Here is a 17,550-nt window from a genome sequence, read left to right as displayed (position 1 = left end):
CTCTACTTCGCGCGAGGGGTCAGGCGTTGGCGACGAGGCCGAGCTCGGCGACGCTGGGGAGGCCGGTGTGCGTCGGGACGACGCGCACGGTGTAGCCGAACGGGCCGGACGCGTCGAGCACGACGTCGCCGGCGAACGCGTGGCGGCCGGCCTCGTACGTCTCGGCGAGCGCGAGCGGCTCGGCGGTGAACTCCTCGATGACGTCGGCCTCGCTGACGCGGCCGTGCACGACCTGCACCTGCACGTCCTCGGGGCGCAGGTCGCCCAGCGACACGTACGCGCGCACGGTGAGGCGGTCCCCGACCTGCGGGACCTCGCCGATGCCGGACGAGTCGACGTGGTCGACGCGCACCCGCGACCACCCGGACCGCACGGACTCCTTCCAGTGCGCGAGCTCGCGCGCCGGGGCGAGCCCGTCGGCGGCGAGCGTCCGCCCGGCCGCGGCGGCGGGCGCGTACAGGCGCGTGACGTACTCGCCGACCATGCGCGTCGCCTGGACCTTGGGCCCGAGCGTCGCGAGCGTGTGGCGCACCATCTCGAGCCATCGGCCGGGCACGCCGTCGGTGTCGCGGTCGTAGAAGCGGGGCGCGACCTGCTGCTCCACGAGGTCGTAGAGCGCGGCGGCCTCGAGGTCGTCACGACGGTCCGCGTCCTCCACGCCGTCCGCGGTGGGGATGGCCCAGCCGTTCTCGCCGTCGAACCACTCGTCCCACCACCCGTCGAGGATCGACAGGTTGAGACCGCCGTTGAGCGCCGACTTCATGCCCGACGTCCCCGACGCCTCGAGCGGCCGCAGCGGGTTGTTGAGCCAGACGTCGCAGCCCGGGTAGAGCGACTGCGCCATGGCGATGTCGTAGTTGGGCAGGAAGACGATGCGGTGGCGCACCTCGGGGTCGTCGGTGAAGCGCACGAGCTGCTGGATGAGCCGCTTGCCCTGGTCGTCCGCGGGGTGCGACTTGCCGGCCACGACGAGCTGGACCGGACGCTCGGGGTGCAGCAGCAGCGCCTTGAGCCGCTCGGGGTCGCGCAGCATGAGCGTGAGCCGCTTGTACGTGGGCACGCGGCGCGCGAAGCCGATGGTGAGCACGTCGGGCGACAGGACGTCGTCGACCCAGCCGAGCTCGGCCGGGGTCGCGCCGCGCTCGCGCCACGACTTGCGCACGCGGCGGCGTGCCTCGTCGACGAGGCGGCCCCGCATCTCGCGGCGGATCGCCCACAGCTCGCCGTCGCTCACGCCGCCGTCCCCGGCACCGCGCAGCCAGCCCGACGACGCGGCGTCGGCCGTGAGCTCGTCGAGCCCGAGCCGGTCGGCCTCGAGGGCCGCGAACGCCGGGTCCACCCAGGTGGGCGAGTGCACGCCGTTCGTCACGGACGTGATGGGGACCTCGCGCGCGTCGAAGCCCGGCCACAGCCCCTCGAACATGCCGCGCGAGACCTCGCCGTGCAGCAGCGAGACGCCGTTGGCGCGACCGCCCAGGCGCAGGCCCATGACGGCCATGTTGAAGACGGTCGGGTCGCCGCCGTCGTAGTCCTCGGCCCCGAGCGCGAGGACCCGCTCCACGGGCAGCCCGTCGACGGCCATGTCGCCGCCGAAGTACTGCGTGACGAGGTCGCGGCCGAACCGGTCGATGCCGGCCGGGACGGGCGTGTGGGTCGTGAACACGGTCGCGGCGCGCACCGCCTCGAGCGCCTCGTCGAACGTGAGGCCCTGCTCCACGAGCTCGCGGATGCGCTCGACACCGAGGAACCCGGCGTGGCCCTCGTTCGTGTGGTAGACCTCCGGCTCGGGCGCGCCGGTGAGGCGCGACCACAGGCGCAGCGCGCGCACGCCGCCCACGCCGAGCAGGAGCTCCTGCTGGAGGCGGTGCTCGCCGCCGCCGCCGTAGAGGCGGTCGGTGACCTTGCGCGCGGCCTCGTCGTTGCCGGGCACGTTCGAGTCGAGCAGGAGCAGGGGCACGCGCCCGACGGCCGCGACCCACACGTGCGCGTGCAGCGTGCGCCCGCCCGGGAGGGCGAGAGACACGCGCGCGGGCGTGCCGTCGTCGTCGCGCAGCAACGTCAGGGGCAGGCCGTCCGGGTCGAGCAGCGGGTAGGTCTCGACCTGCCAGCCGTCGCGCGTGAGGGACTGCTTGAAGTACCCGGCGCCGTACAGGAGCCCGACGCCGACGATCGGCACGCCGAGGTCGCTCGCGCTCTTGAGATGGTCGCCCGCGAGGATGCCGAGGCCGCCCGAGTACTGCGGCAGCACCGACGTGATGCCGAACTCGGGCGAGAAGTACGCGATCGCGGCCGGGAGCGAGTCGCTCCCCTCGTCCGAGGCCGCCCGCTGCTGGTACCAAAGCGCGTCGTCGAGGTAGTGCCGCAGGTCGGCAGCCGCCGCGCGCACGCGCTCGACGAACGCGCCGTCCGCGGCGAGCTCCGCGAGACGCTCCGGGCCGAGCGCGCCCAGCAGCGCGACGGGGTCGCCGTGCGTCGACGCCCACGCCTCGGGGTCGATGCCGGCGAACAGGTCGCGTGTCGGGGCGTGCCAGGACCAGCGCAGGTTGTGCGCCAGCTCGTCCAGGTCGCGCAGCTCGGCGGGCAGCAGGGTGCGGACGGTGAACCGTCGGATCGCTCTCACGGGGACGAGACTACGGGGGCGCGGGCCGCTGCACACCCTCGCGCTGTCGCTCGCACGTAACGCTTGCATGAACTTTCACCCGGGTGCGCGCCGCCTGCGCGCACGGACGTGCGACGCGCCGACCCCCGCTCCCAGGTGCCTGGCCCCCGGCGGCCTCGATACGTTGTGCGTGTGACGACGACCCCTCCGGCCCGCGCGCCGCACCGCTCGCCCGCCCCCGCCCCCGCCGCCCCGATCGGCCGCATCCCCGTGCTGGACGTCTCGCCCGTCGTCGAGGGCGGCCGGTGGCCCGCGAAGGCGGTCGTCGGCGAGATGGTGCCGGTCGAGGCGACCGTGTTCCGCGAGGGGCACGACGCCGTCGCGGCGACCGCCGTCCTCGTCGCCCCCGACGGGACCGAGCGCACCGCGCCGATGGTCGACGTCGCGCCCGGCCTCGACCGGTTCCGCGGCACGCTGCACCCCGACGCGGTCGGTGACTGGTCGCTGCGCGTCGAGGCGTGGAGCGACCCGTACGGCACGTGGTCCCACGACGCGACGATCAAGATCGAGGCGGGCGTCGACGTCGACCTCATGCTGGCCGAGGGCGTCCGGCTCTTCGAGCGCGTCCTGGCCGACGCCGTCCCCCTGCCGGGCGCGGACGGCACCCCGGGAGCCCGCTCCCCCGAGGACGCGCGCACGCTCGCCGACGCGGCCGCCGCGCTCGCCGACGCGAGCCGGCCCGCGCAGGCCCGGCTCGCCGCCGCGACGTCGCCCGAGGTGCGCGACGTCCTGCGTCGCGCGCCCCTGCGCGACCACGTGACGGCGTCGGCCACGTACGCCCTGCGCGTGGAGCGGCCGCTGGCGCTCGCGGGCGCGTGGTACGAGATGTTCCCGCGCTCCGAGGGCGCGCGGCGGCTCAAGGACGGACGCTGGCGCTCCGGGACGTTCACTGCCGCTGCCCGCCGCCTGCCGGCGATCGCCGCGATGGGCTTCGACGTCGTCTACCTCACGCCCGTCCACCCCATCGGCACGACCCACCGCAAGGGCCGCAACAACTCCCTCACCGCGCTCCCGGGCGACCCGGGCAGCCCGTACGCGATCGGCTCGAAGGACGGCGGCCACGACGCGATCCACCCCGAGCTCGGCAGCGACCGCACGTTCCGCGCGTTCGTCAAGGAGGCCCGGCGCCACGGGCTCGAGGTCGCGATCGACCTCGCGCTCCAGTGCTCGCCCGACCACCCGTGGGTCGCCGAGCACCCCGAGTGGTTCACGACCCGCGTCGACGGCTCGATCGCGTACGCCGAGAACCCGCCCAAGAAGTACCAGGACATCTACCCGCTCAACTTCGACAACGACCCCGAGGGCATCTACGCCGAGGTCCTGCGCGTGGTCCGCGTGTGGATCGACCGGGGCGTCACGGCGTTCCGCGTCGACAACCCGCACACCAAGCCGCTCGACTTCTGGGAGTGGCTGCTCGCCGAGGTGCGCGCGACGAACCCCGAGGTCGTGTTCCTCTCGGAGGCGTTCACCAAGCCCGCGATGATGCACACGCTCGCGCGCATCGGGTTCCACCAGTCGTACACGTACTTCACGTGGCGCAACACCCGCGACGAGCTCGCCGAGTACCTCGAGGAGGTCTCGGGCGAGGCCGGAGCGTACATGCGGCCGAGCTTCTGGCCGACGACGCACGACATCCTCCCGCCGTACCTCCAGCACGGCGGGGTGGCCGGGTTCGCGGTGCGCGCGGTGCTCGCCGCGACCGGGTCGCCCACGTGGGGGATCTACTCGGGGTACGAGCTCGTCGAGAACGTGCCCCGCCCGGGCGTCGAGGAGCAGATCGACAACGAGAAGTACGAGTACAAGCCGCGCGACTGGGCGCTCGCGGAGGAGATCGGGATCTCCACGCTCCTCACGCGGCTCAACGAGGTCCGGCGCGACCACCCCGCGCTGCGCCAGCTCCGCAACCTCACCGTCCACCCGACGACGAACGACCAGGTGCTCGCGTTCTCGCGGCACCTGCCCGCCGAGCACTCCCCGACCGGCGAGGCCGACACCGTCGTCGTCGTCGTGAACCTCGACCCCCACTCCCCGCAGGAGTCGAACGTGCACCTCGACCTCGAGGCCCTCGGCCTCCCGGCGCTCCCGGACGGCCACGACCCCTGGGCGCCGTCGTTCGTCGCGCACGACGAGCTGTCCGGAGAGAGCTACGGCTGGGGACAGGACGTGTACGTGCGGCTCGAGCCGATGCGCCAGGTCGCGCACGTCGTGCACGTGAGGCCCGCATGACGTTCCCCCGCGACGCTCGTCCGGTCCAGATCCCGAACCCCGTCCGGGGGCCGGCTGCCGGCCCCGCCCCCGTGCCGCCCATCACCGCGCCGGTCCCCGTCGCGGCGCTCCCGCCGCGCCGCCAGCCGGCCGCGCCCGTCGACGCGCGCCCCGGCCTGTCCGACGACCCGGACTGGTACCGCACCGCGGTGTTCTACGAGGTGATCGTCCGCGCGTTCTCCGACTCGGACGGCAGCGGGACGGGCGACCTGCGCGGCCTCATCGACCGCCTCGACTACCTCCAGTGGCTCGGGATCGACGCGCTGTGGCTACCGCCGTTCTACCCGTCGCCCCTGCGCGACGGCGGCTACGACGTCTCCGACTACACCGCGATCGCCCCGCAGTACGGCTCCACGTCCGACTTCGCGGAGCTCGTGAGCGAGGCGCACGCGCGCGGCATGCGCGTCGTCATCGACCTCGTCATGAACCACACGAGCGACCAGCACCCGTGGTTCCAGGCGTCGCGCGCCGACCCCGAGGGCCCGTACGGCGACTTCTACGTGTGGAGCGACGACGACACGCGCTACCAGGACGCGCGCATCATCTTCGTCGACACCGAGACGTCCAACTGGACGTTCGACCCCGTGCGGCGCCAGTTCTTCTGGCACCGGTTCTTCTCCCACCAGCCCGACCTCAACTTCGAGAACCCCCGCGTCGCCGACGCGATGCTCGACGTCGCGCGGTTCTGGCTCCAGATGGGCGTCGACGGGTTCCGGCTCGACGCGGTGCCCTACCTCTACGAGGCCGAGGGCACCAACTGCGAGAACCTGCCGCAGACGCACGAGTTCCTGCGGCGCGTGCGGCGCATGGTCGACGCCGAGTTCCCGGGGCGCATCCTGCTCGCCGAGGCGAACCAGTGGCCGCGCGAGGTCGTGGACTACTTCGGCACCGAGGACGAGCCCGAGTGCCACATGTGCTTCCACTTCCCCGTGATGCCCCGCATCTACTACGCGATCAGGGACCAGCGCGCGAACCAGGTCCTCGAGATCCTCGCCGACACGCCCGACATCCCGCCCGGCGCGCAGTGGAGCACGTTCCTGCGCAACCACGACGAGCTCACGCTCGAGATGGTCTCCACCGAGGAGCGCGCGTCCATGTACGGGTGGTACGCGCCCGACCCGCGCATGCGCGCGAACGTCGGCATCCGCCGTCGGCTCGCGCCCCTGCTCGACAACTCACGCAAGGAGGTCGAGCTCGCGCACGCCCTCCTGCTCTCCCTCCCGGGCAGCCCGTGCCTCTACTACGGCGACGAGATCGGGATGGGCGACAACATCTGGCTGCCCGACCGCGACTCGGTGCGCACCCCCATGCAGTGGACGCCCGACCGCAACGCCGGGTTCTCGACGGCCGACCCCGGCAAGGTGTACCTGCCGCTCGTGCAGTCGCTCGTGCACCACTACGGCTACGTCAACGTCGAGGCGCAGCTCGAGCAGTCGACGTCCCTGCTGCACTGGGTGCACGGGATGCTCAAGGTCCGGCGACGGCACAAGGCGTTCGGCACGGGCGACTTCGTCGCGCTCGAGTGCGACAACGAGTCGATCCTCGCGTTCCTGCGCCGCACCGACACCGAGACGATCCTGTGCGTCGCGAACCTGTCCGCGACCGCGCGCTCGGCCTCGGTGCACCTGCCCGGGCACGCCGGCGCGACGCTCACCGACGTGTTCGGCGGGGCCCACTTCCCCGCCGTCGACGACGACGAGCGTGTCGTCATGACGTGGGGGTCGCGCGACTTCTACTGGCTCGTGGTGAGCGACCCCGCCTGACCGTGCGGCTCACCCGCGGTCCAGGAACATCTCCGTCCGGGTGACCACCGCGGCGCGCTCCCCGCACGCGTCGCACGTGAACCAGTGCACGACCGAGACGCAGTGGCTCAGTCGCACCGGCTCCTCCGTGAGCGTGACGGCCGGGTGCGGACAGTCCATCGGTATCCCTCCTCAGCGCCCGTGGGCGTGTCCGGACAGTGTGCGCGCCGCCACCCACAGCGCCTCGTGCGGCGGGCGAGGCGCTCGCGTGATGGCATGTAGGCGACCTGGACCCGGGAGGCACGTGTGACGGTACGGCGGACGGACCCGCCCTCGGCGGAGCTCATGGAGCTCCTGGACGCCTGGCTGCCCGCGCGGCGGTGGTACCCCGTCAAGGGAGTCGCCGTGCGCCACGTGCCGTGGCTGTCTTTCGCGCTCGACGTCCCGGCGTCCGCCGCGACGCCCGGACCGCCCGACGACGCGTGGCCGGGGACGCACGTCGAGCTCCACCTGCTGCGGCTCGTCGGCGACGGCGTGGACCTCGTCGTGCAGGTGCCCCTCGTGCTCGAGCCAGTGTCGCTGCCGACCGGCGCGACGCCGGGCAGCGAGAGCCAAGGCAGCGCGACGCCGGGCGGCGCGGCGCCGATCGGGACGCTCGCCCCGGGCGGTGCCGACGACGGCGGGTGGGTCGTGCACGACGGCGCCGCGCACCCCGCGTGCTGGGCGGCCCTCCTGGCCGTGGCGGAGTGGGAGAACCCGGGCACGGCACCGGACGGGGCGAGTCCCCGCGGCGGAGGCCCCGACGCCGACACCGACCTCACCGGTGGACGCGCGCTGAGCGTCGAGCAGTCGAACAGCTCGGTGCTGCTGCCGCGGGTCGCCGGCGGGAGCATGCTCAAGGTCCTGCGCGCCATCGCGATCGGACCCAACCCCGACGTCACCATCCCCCGCGCGCTGGCGGCCCAGGGCTGGGCCGGGGTTCCCCGGCCGCTCGCGTGGCTCGAGGTGACGTGGGACGCGGCGGACGACCCGGCCGCCGTCGACCCGGGCGTGGACCACCGACCGGGAGAGCCGACCGCGGGGGGCGGGGCGCCGCCGTCGGGCACCGGCGCGGGTCCGGCAGCGACCCGCTCCGCGCACCTGGCGATCCTCAGCGAGTTCGTCGAGGGCGCGCGCGACGGGTTCGACCTCGCCTGCTCCTACGCGGGGCAGGACGCCTCGTTCGCCGACCTCGCGGCCGACCTGGGACGCGTCCTCGCCGACCTGCACGGCGCGCTCCGCAGCGCGTTCGGTGTCGGCTCGCCCGTCGACGCGCGCTGGCTCGTCGCGGACCTGCGACGGCGCGCGGACGAGGCCGTCGCGTCCTCCAGCGCGCTCGGACGGCGCGCGGCGGACGTCGCCGCGTTCTGGGACCGGACGTCCGCGCGGCTCGCGAACGTCACGCGCGTCCCCGACGCGCTCCCCCGGCTCCAGACCGTCCACGGCGACCTGCACCTCGGCCAGGTGCTGCACGCACGCCGGTTCGGCTGGAAGGTGCTCGACTTCGAGGGCGAGCCCCTGCGGCCCGTCGCGGAACGCACACGCCCGGACCTCGCGCTGCGCGACGTCGCCGGGATCGTGCGGTCGTTCGACTACGCGGCCGCCGTCGGGCGCGCGCGCGACGCCGCGTGGGCCGTCCAGGCACGCACCGCGTTCCTCGACGCGTACGACCGGGCCGACACGGCGGGCGTCGACCGCGCGACGTCCGAGGCGCTCGTCCGGGCGCTCACGCTCGACAAGGCGCTCTACGAGGTCGTGTACGAGTCGCGCAACCGCCCGGACTGGGAGCCCATCCCCCTCGCCGCGGTGGACCGGCTGCTCGCGGGGAACACCTGACCCAGGAGGCCTAGAGGGAGGAACCCGGTCGGTCAGCGGGTCCCTCCCTCCGGGACGGGGTCAGCGCCGACCGCGGCCGGTGACGAGCTGGTTCGTCGAGCGCAGCACGCGCGGCGCGACGAGGGCACCGGGCTCGACGGCGGCGAGCGCCTCCTCGGGCCCGGAGACACGGAACGTCGCGGACTCGCCGGGCAGGAGCGTGACGAGCATGTCGTCCGCGCGCAGGTCAGGGTGGACCTTGTCGGCGAGCAGCGCGACGTCGCGCACGATGTTCTCGGCCGTCACGCGCACCGCCCAGGCACCTGCGTCGCGGTGCACCTCGGTGACGAGGCGCGGCGGGGTGAACGACGCGTCGCGCGGCTCGGCGAACCACCACAGCGCGCGCACGTCACCCAGGGTCGCGACGAGCACCTCGCCCGCCGCGTCGCCCGCGGTCGCGACGTCGCGCGGCACACGCACGCTCGTCGTCCCGCGCGCGCCGAGCTCGACGGGCACCTTCGCGGCCCCGAGCTCCACGCCCTCGAACGACAGCCTGCGCACGACGACGTCGCCCGACCACACGTCGTCCGTGTCGTTGGCGACCACGACGACGAGCCGGTCGGTCGAGTCACCCGACGAGACCGCGCCCTGGGCGGACCGGGGCTGGACCGTGAGCAGCCGGTCGGCGTGCGCGTGGGCGAGAGCGTGCAGGAGCGGCTTGGCGCGACCGTCGCCGTCGACCGCCGCCCACGAGGTCACGGGCCAGCAGTCGTTGAGCTGCCACACGACCGAGCCCATCGTGCGCGGCGCCCACGAGCGCAGGTGCTCGACCGCGACCTGCACGGCGACCGCCTGGTTCCACGACATCGCCCAGTGCCAGTCGTCCATGTCGTCCGGCAACGGCACGTGCCGCACGAGGCCGTCCGTGAGCTTGTCGTTGCCCTGCGCGGCCTTCTGGTGCACGAGCATCCCGGGCGACTCGGGCGTGAGCGGGTCGTCGCTGATCGCGCGCGTGAGCGTCGACCACGTGGGCGGCCCCTGCCACCCGAACTCCGCCATGAAGCGCGGGACGTCGTCGCGGTAGCGCGGCCAGTCCTGCCGGTTCCACAGCTCCCACGAGTGCATCGAGCCGTGGTCGGGGTCGTTGGGGTGCACGTCCAGGGTCCCGGACCACGGGCTCGACGGCGTGTACGGGCGCGTCCCGTCGAGCTCGGCGAGCACGCCGGGCAGCAGCTCCGTGTAGTACCCGAGGCCCCACGACTTGCCCTCGAGCCGCAGGTCCCAGCCCCAGGCCCCGAACCCCCAGATGTTCTCGTTGCTCCCGTTCCACACGACGAGGCTCGGGTGCGGGGCCAGGCGCGTGACGTTGTCGCGCGCCTCCGCCTCGACCTCCGAGCGCAGCGGCTCGTCCTCCGAGTACGCGGCGCACGCGAACGCGAAGTCCTGCCACGTGAGGATGCCGCGCTCGTCGCACAGGTCGTAGAAGTCGTCGGCCTCGTAGATGCCGCCGCCCCACACGCGCAGCAGGTTCATGTTCGCGAGCTCGGCCTGGTCGAGCCGCGCGGCGTAGCGCTCGCGCGTCACGCGGTGCACGAACACGTCGTCGGGGATCCAGTTCGCGCCCTTGACCCAGACCTCGCGCCCGTTCACGACGACCGTGAACGACGTCCCGTGCTCGTCCGGCGTGAGGTCGAGCCGCGCGTCGCGGAACCCCGTGCGCCCCGACCACCCGTCGAGCCGGGCGTCCCCGTCGGAGAGCGTCACCTCGACGTCGTGGAGCGGCTGGTCGCCGTACCCGCGGGGCCACCACAGCGCGGCGTCCGGCACGTCCACGGTCACGACGGCGGTCGTCGCCCCGGCAGAGACGATCCCCTCGGCGTCGTGCTCGCCCGAGGGCCCGCGGAGCACGACGCGCACGGCGAGCGCCCCGTCGTCCGGGACCACCGACGGGCGCTCGACGTCGACGTGCACCGCGAGTCGACCCGGCGCCGTGGCGAGGTGCCCCGCCCGGGAGGCGGCGTCGTCGGGCAGGTCCACCGAGACGAGCGGACGGACGGCCGCGAGCCGCGCCGTCGACCACGACTCGAGGCGCACGGGCTTCCACAAGCCGACCGACGGCGCGTCGATCCCCCAGTCCCAGCCGAAGCTGCACGCGGACTTGCGGATCGCGTTGTACGGGTGCTTGTTCACCTGAGGCCGGTACCCGAGCGCGAGGGACTCGCGGTCCGCGTACCGCACGGGCGAGGCGAACGTCACGACGAGCTCGTTCTCGCCCTCGCGCAGCAGGTCGGCCACGCCGACGCGGTACGTCCGGAACTGGTTGCGGCTGCTCAGCACCCGCGTGCCGTTGAGCACGACGGTCGCGACGGTGTCGAGCCCGTCGAACGCGAGGTCGTGGCGGTCCGCGCCGGGGGTGTCGGCTGCGGACCACGCGAACGTCGTGCGGTACTCCCAGTCGCACCGGCCGACCCAGGCGACGAGGTTCTCGTGGTCGTCGAGGTACGGGTCGGGGATGAGCCCGGCGGCGAGCAGGTCGGTGTGGACGCTCCCGGGCACCGTGGCGGGGACGGCGACGTCCTCGACGTGCGCGGGCACCGGGCCGCCGACGGCGCGTGCGGTCCAGCCCTCGTGGAGCTCGCGGCGCACGAGCACCCGTGGCGTGAGGCCGGGCGCCGGCGCGGCGGTGGCGGTCGCAGAGGGCTGCGTCGGGGCGGTCGTGCTCGTCACTTGGTGGCTCCTGAGGTCAGTCCGTTGTAGATGTAGCGCTGCAGCAGCAGGAACGCGACCAGCGTCGGGACGATGACGAGCACGGTCCCGGCGGAGATCACCTCCCACTGTGCGCCGAAGGGGCCCTTGAAGCGGAACAGCGACGTCGAGATGACGCCGAGGTCCCGCTTCGGCATGTAGAGCCAGGGCAGGTAGAACTCGTTGTAGATCGCGATGCCCTTGATGATGATCACGGTCGCGATCGCGGGCTTGAGCAGCGGGAAGACGATGCGCGCGTAGATCGTCAGACGGTTGGCGCCGTCGAGCATGGCCGCCTCGTCGAGCGACCTCGGGATCGACTTCATGAACTGCAGGAAGATGTAGATCGAGATGATGTCCGTGCCCATGAACAGGACGATCGCGGCCCAGCGCGTGTTGAACAGGCCGAGGCCGCTGACGATCTGGAAGGTTGCGACCTGCGTCGTGACGCCGGGCACGAGGGTCGCGAGCAGGAACGCCCCGACGACGAGCCGCTGGCCGCGGAACGTGAAGCGGTCGATCGCGTAGGCGGCCATCGTGCCGATGATGATCGTCCCGGTGAGGGCGACGACGAGGATGATCGTCGTGTTGACGAAGCCCTGGAGCATGCCGCCGCGCGTGAACGCCGTGACGAAGTTGTCGAGGTTGGTCCAGCTCGACGGCGGGTCCAGCGGGCCGGTCTCGCGGAACTCGGCCTGCGTCTTGAACGAGGCCATGAAGATCGTCACGAGAGGGACGACCGCCACGAGGCACGCCGCGACCAGCGAGACGTACTTGAGCGTCGTGCCGACCGGGCCGAGCACCGGGCTCGCCCCGCGCGTCCAGCGTGCCCAGCCGGACCGGACCCGGTCGGTGGCCGACGGCGCGGGGAGCGGGCGGGCGGGCACGTCGCGGGGACCGGGGCCCGTCCGGGGTGCCGGGGCGTCCTCCGTCCGGGAGGCGTCGTCCTGCGCGGCGGACGTGCGCAGCGGTGCGGCGCTCATACGAGGTCACCTCTCTCGTCGGGGACGATGCGTCGCTGCACCCAGGAGATGAACAGGACGATGATGAGCAGGACGACGGCCATCGCGGACGCGAGGCCGACCTTCGAGAACGTGAAGGCCGTGTTGACGGTCTGGATGACGAACGTCTCCGACCCGTTCGCGCCGCCCGTCATGATGAAGGGCATCTCGAACACCGACAGCGCTCCGGACACCGCGAGGATCACCGACAGCCCGATGATCTGGCGGATCCCGGGGGCGATGATGAAGCGGAACTTCTGCCAGGCGTTCGCGCCGTCGAGGTCGGCCGCCTCGTAGAGCTCGTTCGGGATCGACTGGATCGCCCCGAGGAAGAGCACGAAGTTCAGGCCCATGTAGCGCCACACGCTCGTCGCGGCGAGCGAGACGTTGACGAGCGACGGGTCGCCGAGCCACAGCGGCGGGCCCGTGAACCCGAACGCGGCGAGGAACGCGTCGAGGGTTCCGCCGGGCCGGAAGAAGTAGAGGAAGACGAGCCCGATCGCGACCCCGTTGATGAGGTAGGGGAAGAAGATGATCCCCTTGAACCAGTTCCGGAAGCGGGTGCTGAAGCTGAGGATCGTCGCGAAGTACAGCGCGAGGACGAGCTGCACGGCCGCGCCCACGAGGTAGTACAGGCTCACGAGGAACACGCGGAAGATCTCGGGTCGCGTGAAGATCTCGACGTAGTTCTTCCAGCCGACGGGCTCCTTGACGGGGTCGAGCCCGTCCCAGGACGTGAAGCTGTACCACACCATGTTCGCCACGGGGACGTAGGTGAATAGCAGCAGCATGCCCACGGGGACGAGCAGGAAGAGCCACGGCGTGACCCGCCACCCGCCCTTGGTCGCTCCCCCGCCCGGTGCGGGACGTCGTCGTCCCCTCAGGCGTGCCGGGCGCGTCGCTCCGAGCGCACCGGCTGGTCCGGTGACCGCGGCCATCGCAGTCGCCTCCTTCGTTCGTGCTCGCTGGGTCGTCGCTCGCCGGGGCCGGCGAGGCTCGTGCCGAGGGCGGCCACGCCCCGGGCGGGGCGGCCGCGCACCGTCGGGCACGCGGCCGCTCGCCTCGTCAGCCGACGACCTCGGCGCGGGCCGTCGCCCAGCGGTCGTTGAGGTCGGCGAAGAACGACGCCTTGTCGCCGTCCGCCGCGCCGCGCGCGACGTCGATGTACTGGCGTCGGAACTGGTCGCCGTTGAGGTCGATCTCCGCGGTGTTGTAGATGTCGGCCAGGAGGTTCTCCTCACCCTCCGGGGCCGGGGCGATCTCGACCTCCTCGACGCCGAACGTCTCGAAGTCGGCGAGGATCTCCGGCGACTCGCCGTCCACCTGCGGCGCGAGCCCGCCCTGGCTCGCGGCGAAGCCCGACTCGTCGAGGAACCAGTACAGCCACGCCTCGGCGGCCTCCTTGTTCTCCGAGTGCTTGGAGATCGCGATCTTGTAGTCGGCGCCGACGGTGGTGTGGAACGCGCCGTCCGTCTGCCACGGCATCGGCCAGAACCCGATGTCCTCGCGGGGGTTGCCCGCGGCCTCCGCGGCGTCCTGCATCTGCGTCACGGCCCACGAGCCGAGCACCATGCTCGCGACCTGGCCGGTGCCGACGAGGTTCTTGGACTCCTCCCAGTTCGTCGTGGTCGGGTCGGGCTCGGAGAGGCCGGCCTCCACGACGTCGTACAGGAGCGAGTCGATCGCGTACTGCTCCTCGCCCTCGGTCCACGGCGCGTCCTGCTCGGTGCGCAGGTTCACGGCCTCCGGACCGTCGATGGAGCCCTGGTTGGACTGCCACTGCGTGAGCGGCCAGCCGTCCGCGTAGTTCGTGTAGTACGGGACGGTGTCGGGCGAGGTCTCCTTGATCGCCTCCAGCGCGTCGAGGAACTCCTCGGGTGTCGCGGGCGGCTCGGTGATCCCCGCCTCCTCCCAGACCGGCTTGTTGAGCACGTAGCCCATCGCGGTCCCGAACGTCGCGAGGCCGTAGACCTGGCCGTCGTAGGCCTTGTCGTGGATGAAGCGGTACTTGTCGCCGAGCTCGTCGACCGAGCCCAAGGGCTCGAAGAAGGTCGAGAGCTGGTCCGCGTCGACCGTGTTCGGGATGAGCAGGACGTCGCCGTAGTCGCCGGAGTTGAGACGGATCGAGACGTCGCCCTCGTAGTCGGTCACAGCCTCGAACTCGACGTCGACATCCGGGTAGGTCTGCTGGAACTCGGTCACGTAGTCCTGGAGCACGGTGTCCACGATGTCCGTGCGGTTGGTCAGGACGGTGATCGTGCCCGACGGCCCGTCCCCGTCTCCGTCGCCCCCGCCGTTGGAGCCGCCGGAGCAGGCCCCCAGCACGAGCACCATGGCCGCGGCCGTGCTCGTGGCAAGGATGTGCCTCTTCGCCATCTCGATCCCTCATTCTCGTCGTCGTTGACAGTGCGCGCCGCCCCGATGCGGATACAGCGCTTAAGCCGTTCGGCCGTCTGGTGCACCGGATGATGAACTCCGGCGTCGATGAAGATGAGTGAAGCGGTTAAGTTCGCATAAGTCAACGGTCATCGATCACGGTTCGATCACGGCCGTCGGACGGTGCGCCGCCGCCGGCCCCGCAGGAGCGCGACGCCCCCGGACCAGGGCCTCAGCCCTCGGCGTGGCGCGCGGTCGTCCCCCGCGGACGGAGCGTCGGCGTGGAGTCGAGGAAGCTCCCGCCCGTCCGGCCGTCGATGCGGTCGAACAGCCGTCGTGCCACGTGTGCCCCGAAGCTCGTCACGTCGTGGCTCAGGGCCGACAGCCGCGGGTACGTCGCCTGGCAGAGCGGCGAGTCGTCCCAGGCGACGATCGACAGGTCCGCGGGGACGCGGACGCCCAGCTCGCTCGCCACCCCGAGGCCCGCGAGGGCCATGACGTCGTTGTCGTAGATGATCGCCGACGGCCGCTCGGTACCCGTGAGCAGCGTGCGCGTCGCGCTCGCCCCCTGGTCGGCGGTGTAGTCGGTCCGCGCGATCTGGCCCTGCACGTCGAGCCGAGCGGTCTCCGCACGGAACGCCTCGTCGCGGATGTGCGTGTGGCCGAAGCTCGTGACGCCCGCGACGCGCGCGATCCGCCGGTGGCCCACGGTGTGCAGGTAGCGGACCGACTCGCGCATCGCCGAGGCGTCGTCGGTCCAGACGTTCGTGAGGTTGCCCGCGAGCGCCGGGTCGCCCACCACGACGGCGGGGATCGCGTCCGGCTCGGACAGCCAGGCCACGCGCGGGTCGTCGAGGCGCAGGTCGACCGTCACGACGCCGTCGACCCGACGCGCCGCGCGCCACTTGCGGTAGGCGCGCAGCTCGGCGTCGAGGTCCGGGACCACCTGGAGGAGCAGCCCGTACGAGCGCGCGGCGAGCTCGGACTCGATCCCTGCGATGAACTGCATGTAGAACGACTCGAAACCGAGCGTGCTGGGGTCGCGCGCGAGCACGAGACCCACGGTCTCCGTGCGCGCCCCCGAGAGCGAGCGTGCCGCGGAGCTCGGTTCCCAGCCCAGCTCCGCCGCGACCCCGAGGATGCGCGAGCGCGTCTCGGCCGACACCCCCGGGCGGTTGTTCAGCGCGTACGACACGGCACCCGTGGACACACCGGCCCGCCGGGCGATGTCCGCGATCGTGATCCGGGCCATGGTGCGCACTCCTCGTCGTCGGGACGTCGTCGGCCACACGCTGCACTGAAGCGCTTCACCTGTCAACTGCTGGGGGCCCGGAGGGCCGTCGTGGCGACCGGGCGACGCCGCCGCGCCCGACCGCTCGACCACCTGGCCGCTGCTAGGGTCGGCCCGTGCAGAAGCCGCAGCAACGAGCCACTCTGGCCGACGTCGCGCGGCTCGCCGGGGTGAGCGCCAAGACCGTCTCCCGGGTCTACGACGGCAGCACCAACGTCTCCCCCGACACCCGGCGCCGCATCGAGGAGGCCGCCGCGCGCCTGAGCTTCCGCCCCAACCTCCTCGCGCGCGACCTCCGCCACGGCGGGGTCTCGTCCGCCGTCGGGTTCGTGCTCGGCGACCTCACCAACCCGTTCTACTTCCAGGTCGCCGCCGGCATGGAGCGCGAGCTCGCGCAGCACGGTCTGACGATGGTGCTCACGGCGACCGAGGACGACCCCGCCGAGGAGGAGCGTGTCGCCGGGACGTTGCTCGCCCAGCGCGTCCGCGCGCTCGTCCTCGTCCCGATCGCCCAGGACCAGTCCTACCTCGAGAGCGAGCGGCGGCTCGGCACGCCCGTCGTGACGATCGACCGCCCCGCGCACAACCTCCTCGCCGACTCGGTCGTCCTCGACAACCGGGAGGGCACCGCGGAGGCGGTCCGGGCGCTCACGCGGATCGGCCACCGCCGCGTCGCGTTCGTCTGCAGCCCGGCGGACCTGTACACGCACGCCGAACGCCTCGCCGGCTACCGGGAGGCGCTGCGCGAGGTCGGCGTCACGGACACGTCCGCGTGGGAACGACTCGACGACGCCGGCGGCCGCAGCACCGAGGCCGCGGTGCTGGACGTCTTCGACCAGCCCGACCCCCCGACCGCGATCGTCACCGGGAACAACCGCGCGAGCGCGGCGCTCGTCCGCGCGCTCGGCCCCGCCCGGGACGACCTGGCGTACCTCGGGTTCGACGACTTCGACCTCGCCGACGCGCTCGGCTTCAGCGTGGTCGCCTACGACACGCGCGAGATCGGCCGCGCCGCCGCACGACGCGTCCTCGAGCGGCTCGCCGACCCGCAGGGCGCACCGGTCCACGTCCGCATCCCCACCCACCTCGTCCCCCGCGGCTCCGGCGAACGCCCCCCGCGATAACGCCCAGCGTCCGCCGAAGGAGAACCCCGGTCTCCTGAGGTAGAACCCCGGTCTGCCGAGGTACAACCGTGGTCGCGCGAGGTAGAACCGTGGTCGCGCGAGGTAGAGCCCTGGTCGCTTCGTGCCCGACGGCGCGCGGTCCGCCTGGGTGGTCGGGGTGACTTCGTCGGCCCCAGCGCCTCGCCGCTCTGGCCGACCATCCGCCCTTCGCTGGCTCGACCACCTCGGGCGGCGACCCCACGAGTGCCGGCGACCGATCGCCGTCGGGCACGACGACGTTCAACTTCGCGCGACCACGGTTCTACCTCGCGCAACCACGGTTCTACTTCGCGCGACCTGGGTTCTACCTCGCGCGACCAGGGTTCTGCTCCGCGCGACCAGGGTTCTGCTCCGCGCGACCGGGGTTCTACTGCAGCAGCGATGCTTGTCGGCGTTGACAGGAGGGATGAATCAACGATGCCGGTCGGTATTTCGTGCCGAATCCCTCATCCGG

At 72.7% G+C, this 17,550-nt stretch carries 11 protein-coding genes; 4 read left to right on the top strand and 7 right to left on the bottom strand.

Annotation, left to right across the window (positions count from 1 at the left end; all coding sequences use genetic code 11):
- Positions 1–19: 19 nt before the first annotated feature.
- Positions 20–2,620: an alpha-glucan family phosphorylase gene (gene glgP / locus FIC82_RS08410; RefSeq protein ID WP_168731637.1), complete on the bottom strand. Its 2,601-nt coding sequence runs from the start codon at positions 2,618–2,620 to the stop codon at positions 20–22.
- Between the two features lie 171 nt (positions 2,621–2,791).
- On the opposite strand from glgP, the gene FIC82_RS08405 reads away from it, so the two are divergent.
- A complete protein-coding gene (locus tag FIC82_RS08405) occupies positions 2,792–4,885 on the top strand; it encodes an alpha-1,4-glucan--maltose-1-phosphate maltosyltransferase (RefSeq protein ID WP_168731636.1) in 2,094 nt (697 codons plus the stop codon).
- Positions 4,882–6,687 carry a maltose alpha-D-glucosyltransferase gene (gene treS / locus FIC82_RS08400; RefSeq protein ID WP_154798249.1) on the top strand — a complete coding sequence of 602 codons (1,806 nt, stop codon included), beginning with the start codon at positions 4,882–4,884 and terminating at the stop codon, positions 6,685–6,687. Before FIC82_RS08405 ends, treS begins: the two co-directional genes overlap by 4 nt.
- A 9-nt stretch (positions 6,688–6,696) precedes the next feature.
- Here treS and FIC82_RS08395 read toward each other — a convergent pair whose 3' ends face one another.
- Positions 6,697–6,846 (bottom strand): hypothetical protein, encoded by a 150-nt coding sequence (locus FIC82_RS08395; RefSeq protein ID WP_154798248.1) that lies wholly within the window; start codon positions 6,844–6,846, stop codon positions 6,697–6,699.
- Between the two features lie 165 nt (positions 6,847–7,011).
- On the opposite strand from FIC82_RS08395, the gene FIC82_RS08390 reads away from it, so the two are divergent.
- Positions 7,012–8,541, top strand: coding sequence for an aminoglycoside phosphotransferase (locus tag FIC82_RS08390; RefSeq protein WP_154798247.1), 1,530 nt, complete (start codon positions 7,012–7,014; stop codon positions 8,539–8,541).
- A 60-nt stretch (positions 8,542–8,601) separates the two neighbouring features.
- Here the strand turns inward: FIC82_RS08390 and FIC82_RS08385 are convergent, their stop codons facing one another.
- The 5 genes from FIC82_RS08385 to FIC82_RS08365 all read right to left on the bottom strand — a co-directional run bounded on the left by FIC82_RS08385 (position 8,602) and on the right by FIC82_RS08365 (position 15,894).
- The gene (locus FIC82_RS08385; RefSeq protein WP_253691629.1) at positions 8,602–11,247 is read right to left on the bottom strand and encodes a glycoside hydrolase family 2 protein; all 2,646 of its coding nucleotides are present in this window, start codon (positions 11,245–11,247) and stop codon (positions 8,602–8,604) included.
- Positions 11,244–12,248: a carbohydrate ABC transporter permease gene (locus FIC82_RS08380; RefSeq protein ID WP_154798246.1), complete on the bottom strand. Its 1,005-nt coding sequence runs from the start codon at positions 12,246–12,248 to the stop codon at positions 11,244–11,246. The genes FIC82_RS08385 and FIC82_RS08380 overlap by 4 nt, the downstream gene beginning before the upstream one ends.
- On the bottom strand, positions 12,245–13,204 hold the full coding sequence (locus tag FIC82_RS08375; protein WP_154798245.1) for a carbohydrate ABC transporter permease: 960 nt from the start codon (positions 13,202–13,204) through the stop codon (positions 12,245–12,247). The genes FIC82_RS08380 and FIC82_RS08375 overlap by 4 nt, the downstream gene beginning before the upstream one ends.
- A gap of 127 nt (positions 13,205–13,331) precedes the next feature.
- Positions 13,332–14,642, bottom strand: a complete 1,311-nt coding sequence (locus FIC82_RS08370) for an ABC transporter substrate-binding protein (protein ID WP_154798244.1) — start codon at positions 14,640–14,642, stop codon at positions 13,332–13,334.
- Positions 14,643–14,874: 232 nt separating this feature from the next.
- Positions 14,875–15,894, bottom strand: coding sequence for a LacI family DNA-binding transcriptional regulator (locus FIC82_RS08365; protein ID WP_154798243.1), 1,020 nt, complete (start codon positions 15,892–15,894; stop codon positions 14,875–14,877).
- A 155-nt stretch (positions 15,895–16,049) separates the two neighbouring features.
- On the opposite strand from FIC82_RS08365, the gene FIC82_RS08360 reads away from it, so the two are divergent.
- On the top strand, positions 16,050–17,057 hold the full coding sequence (locus FIC82_RS08360; RefSeq protein ID WP_168731635.1) for a LacI family DNA-binding transcriptional regulator: 1,008 nt from the start codon (positions 16,050–16,052) through the stop codon (positions 17,055–17,057).
- Positions 17,058–17,550 lie beyond the last annotated feature (493 nt).

The sequence above is a fragment of the Cellulosimicrobium protaetiae genome (assembly GCF_009708005.2).
Classification (GTDB): domain Bacteria; phylum Actinomycetota; class Actinomycetes; order Actinomycetales; family Cellulomonadaceae; genus Cellulosimicrobium; species Cellulosimicrobium protaetiae.
The sequence above is the reverse complement of the archived record's forward strand: the minus strand, read 5'-3'. Positions and strand labels throughout refer to the sequence as shown.

Excerpts from the sequence above, each read along its gene's own strand:
- FIC82_RS08395 (WP_154798248.1), bottom strand. The coding sequence starts at position 6,846 with ATGGACTGTCCGCACCCGGCCGTCACGCTCACGGAGGAGCCGGTGCGA.
- FIC82_RS08380 (WP_154798246.1), bottom strand. The coding sequence starts at position 12,248 with ATGAGCGCCGCACCGCTGCGCACGTCCGCCGCGCAGGACGACGCCTCC.
- FIC82_RS08365 (WP_154798243.1), bottom strand. The coding sequence starts at position 15,894 with ATGGCCCGGATCACGATCGCGGACATCGCCCGGCGGGCCGGTGTGTCC.
- FIC82_RS08370 (WP_154798244.1), bottom strand. The coding sequence starts at position 14,642 with ATGGCGAAGAGGCACATCCTTGCCACGAGCACGGCCGCGGCCATGGTG.
- treS (WP_154798249.1), top strand. The coding sequence starts at position 4,882 with ATGACGTTCCCCCGCGACGCTCGTCCGGTCCAGATCCCGAACCCCGTC.
- FIC82_RS08375 (WP_154798245.1), bottom strand. The coding sequence starts at position 13,204 with ATGGCCGCGGTCACCGGACCAGCCGGTGCGCTCGGAGCGACGCGCCCG.
- FIC82_RS08390 (WP_154798247.1), top strand. The coding sequence starts at position 7,012 with ATGGAGCTCCTGGACGCCTGGCTGCCCGCGCGGCGGTGGTACCCCGTC.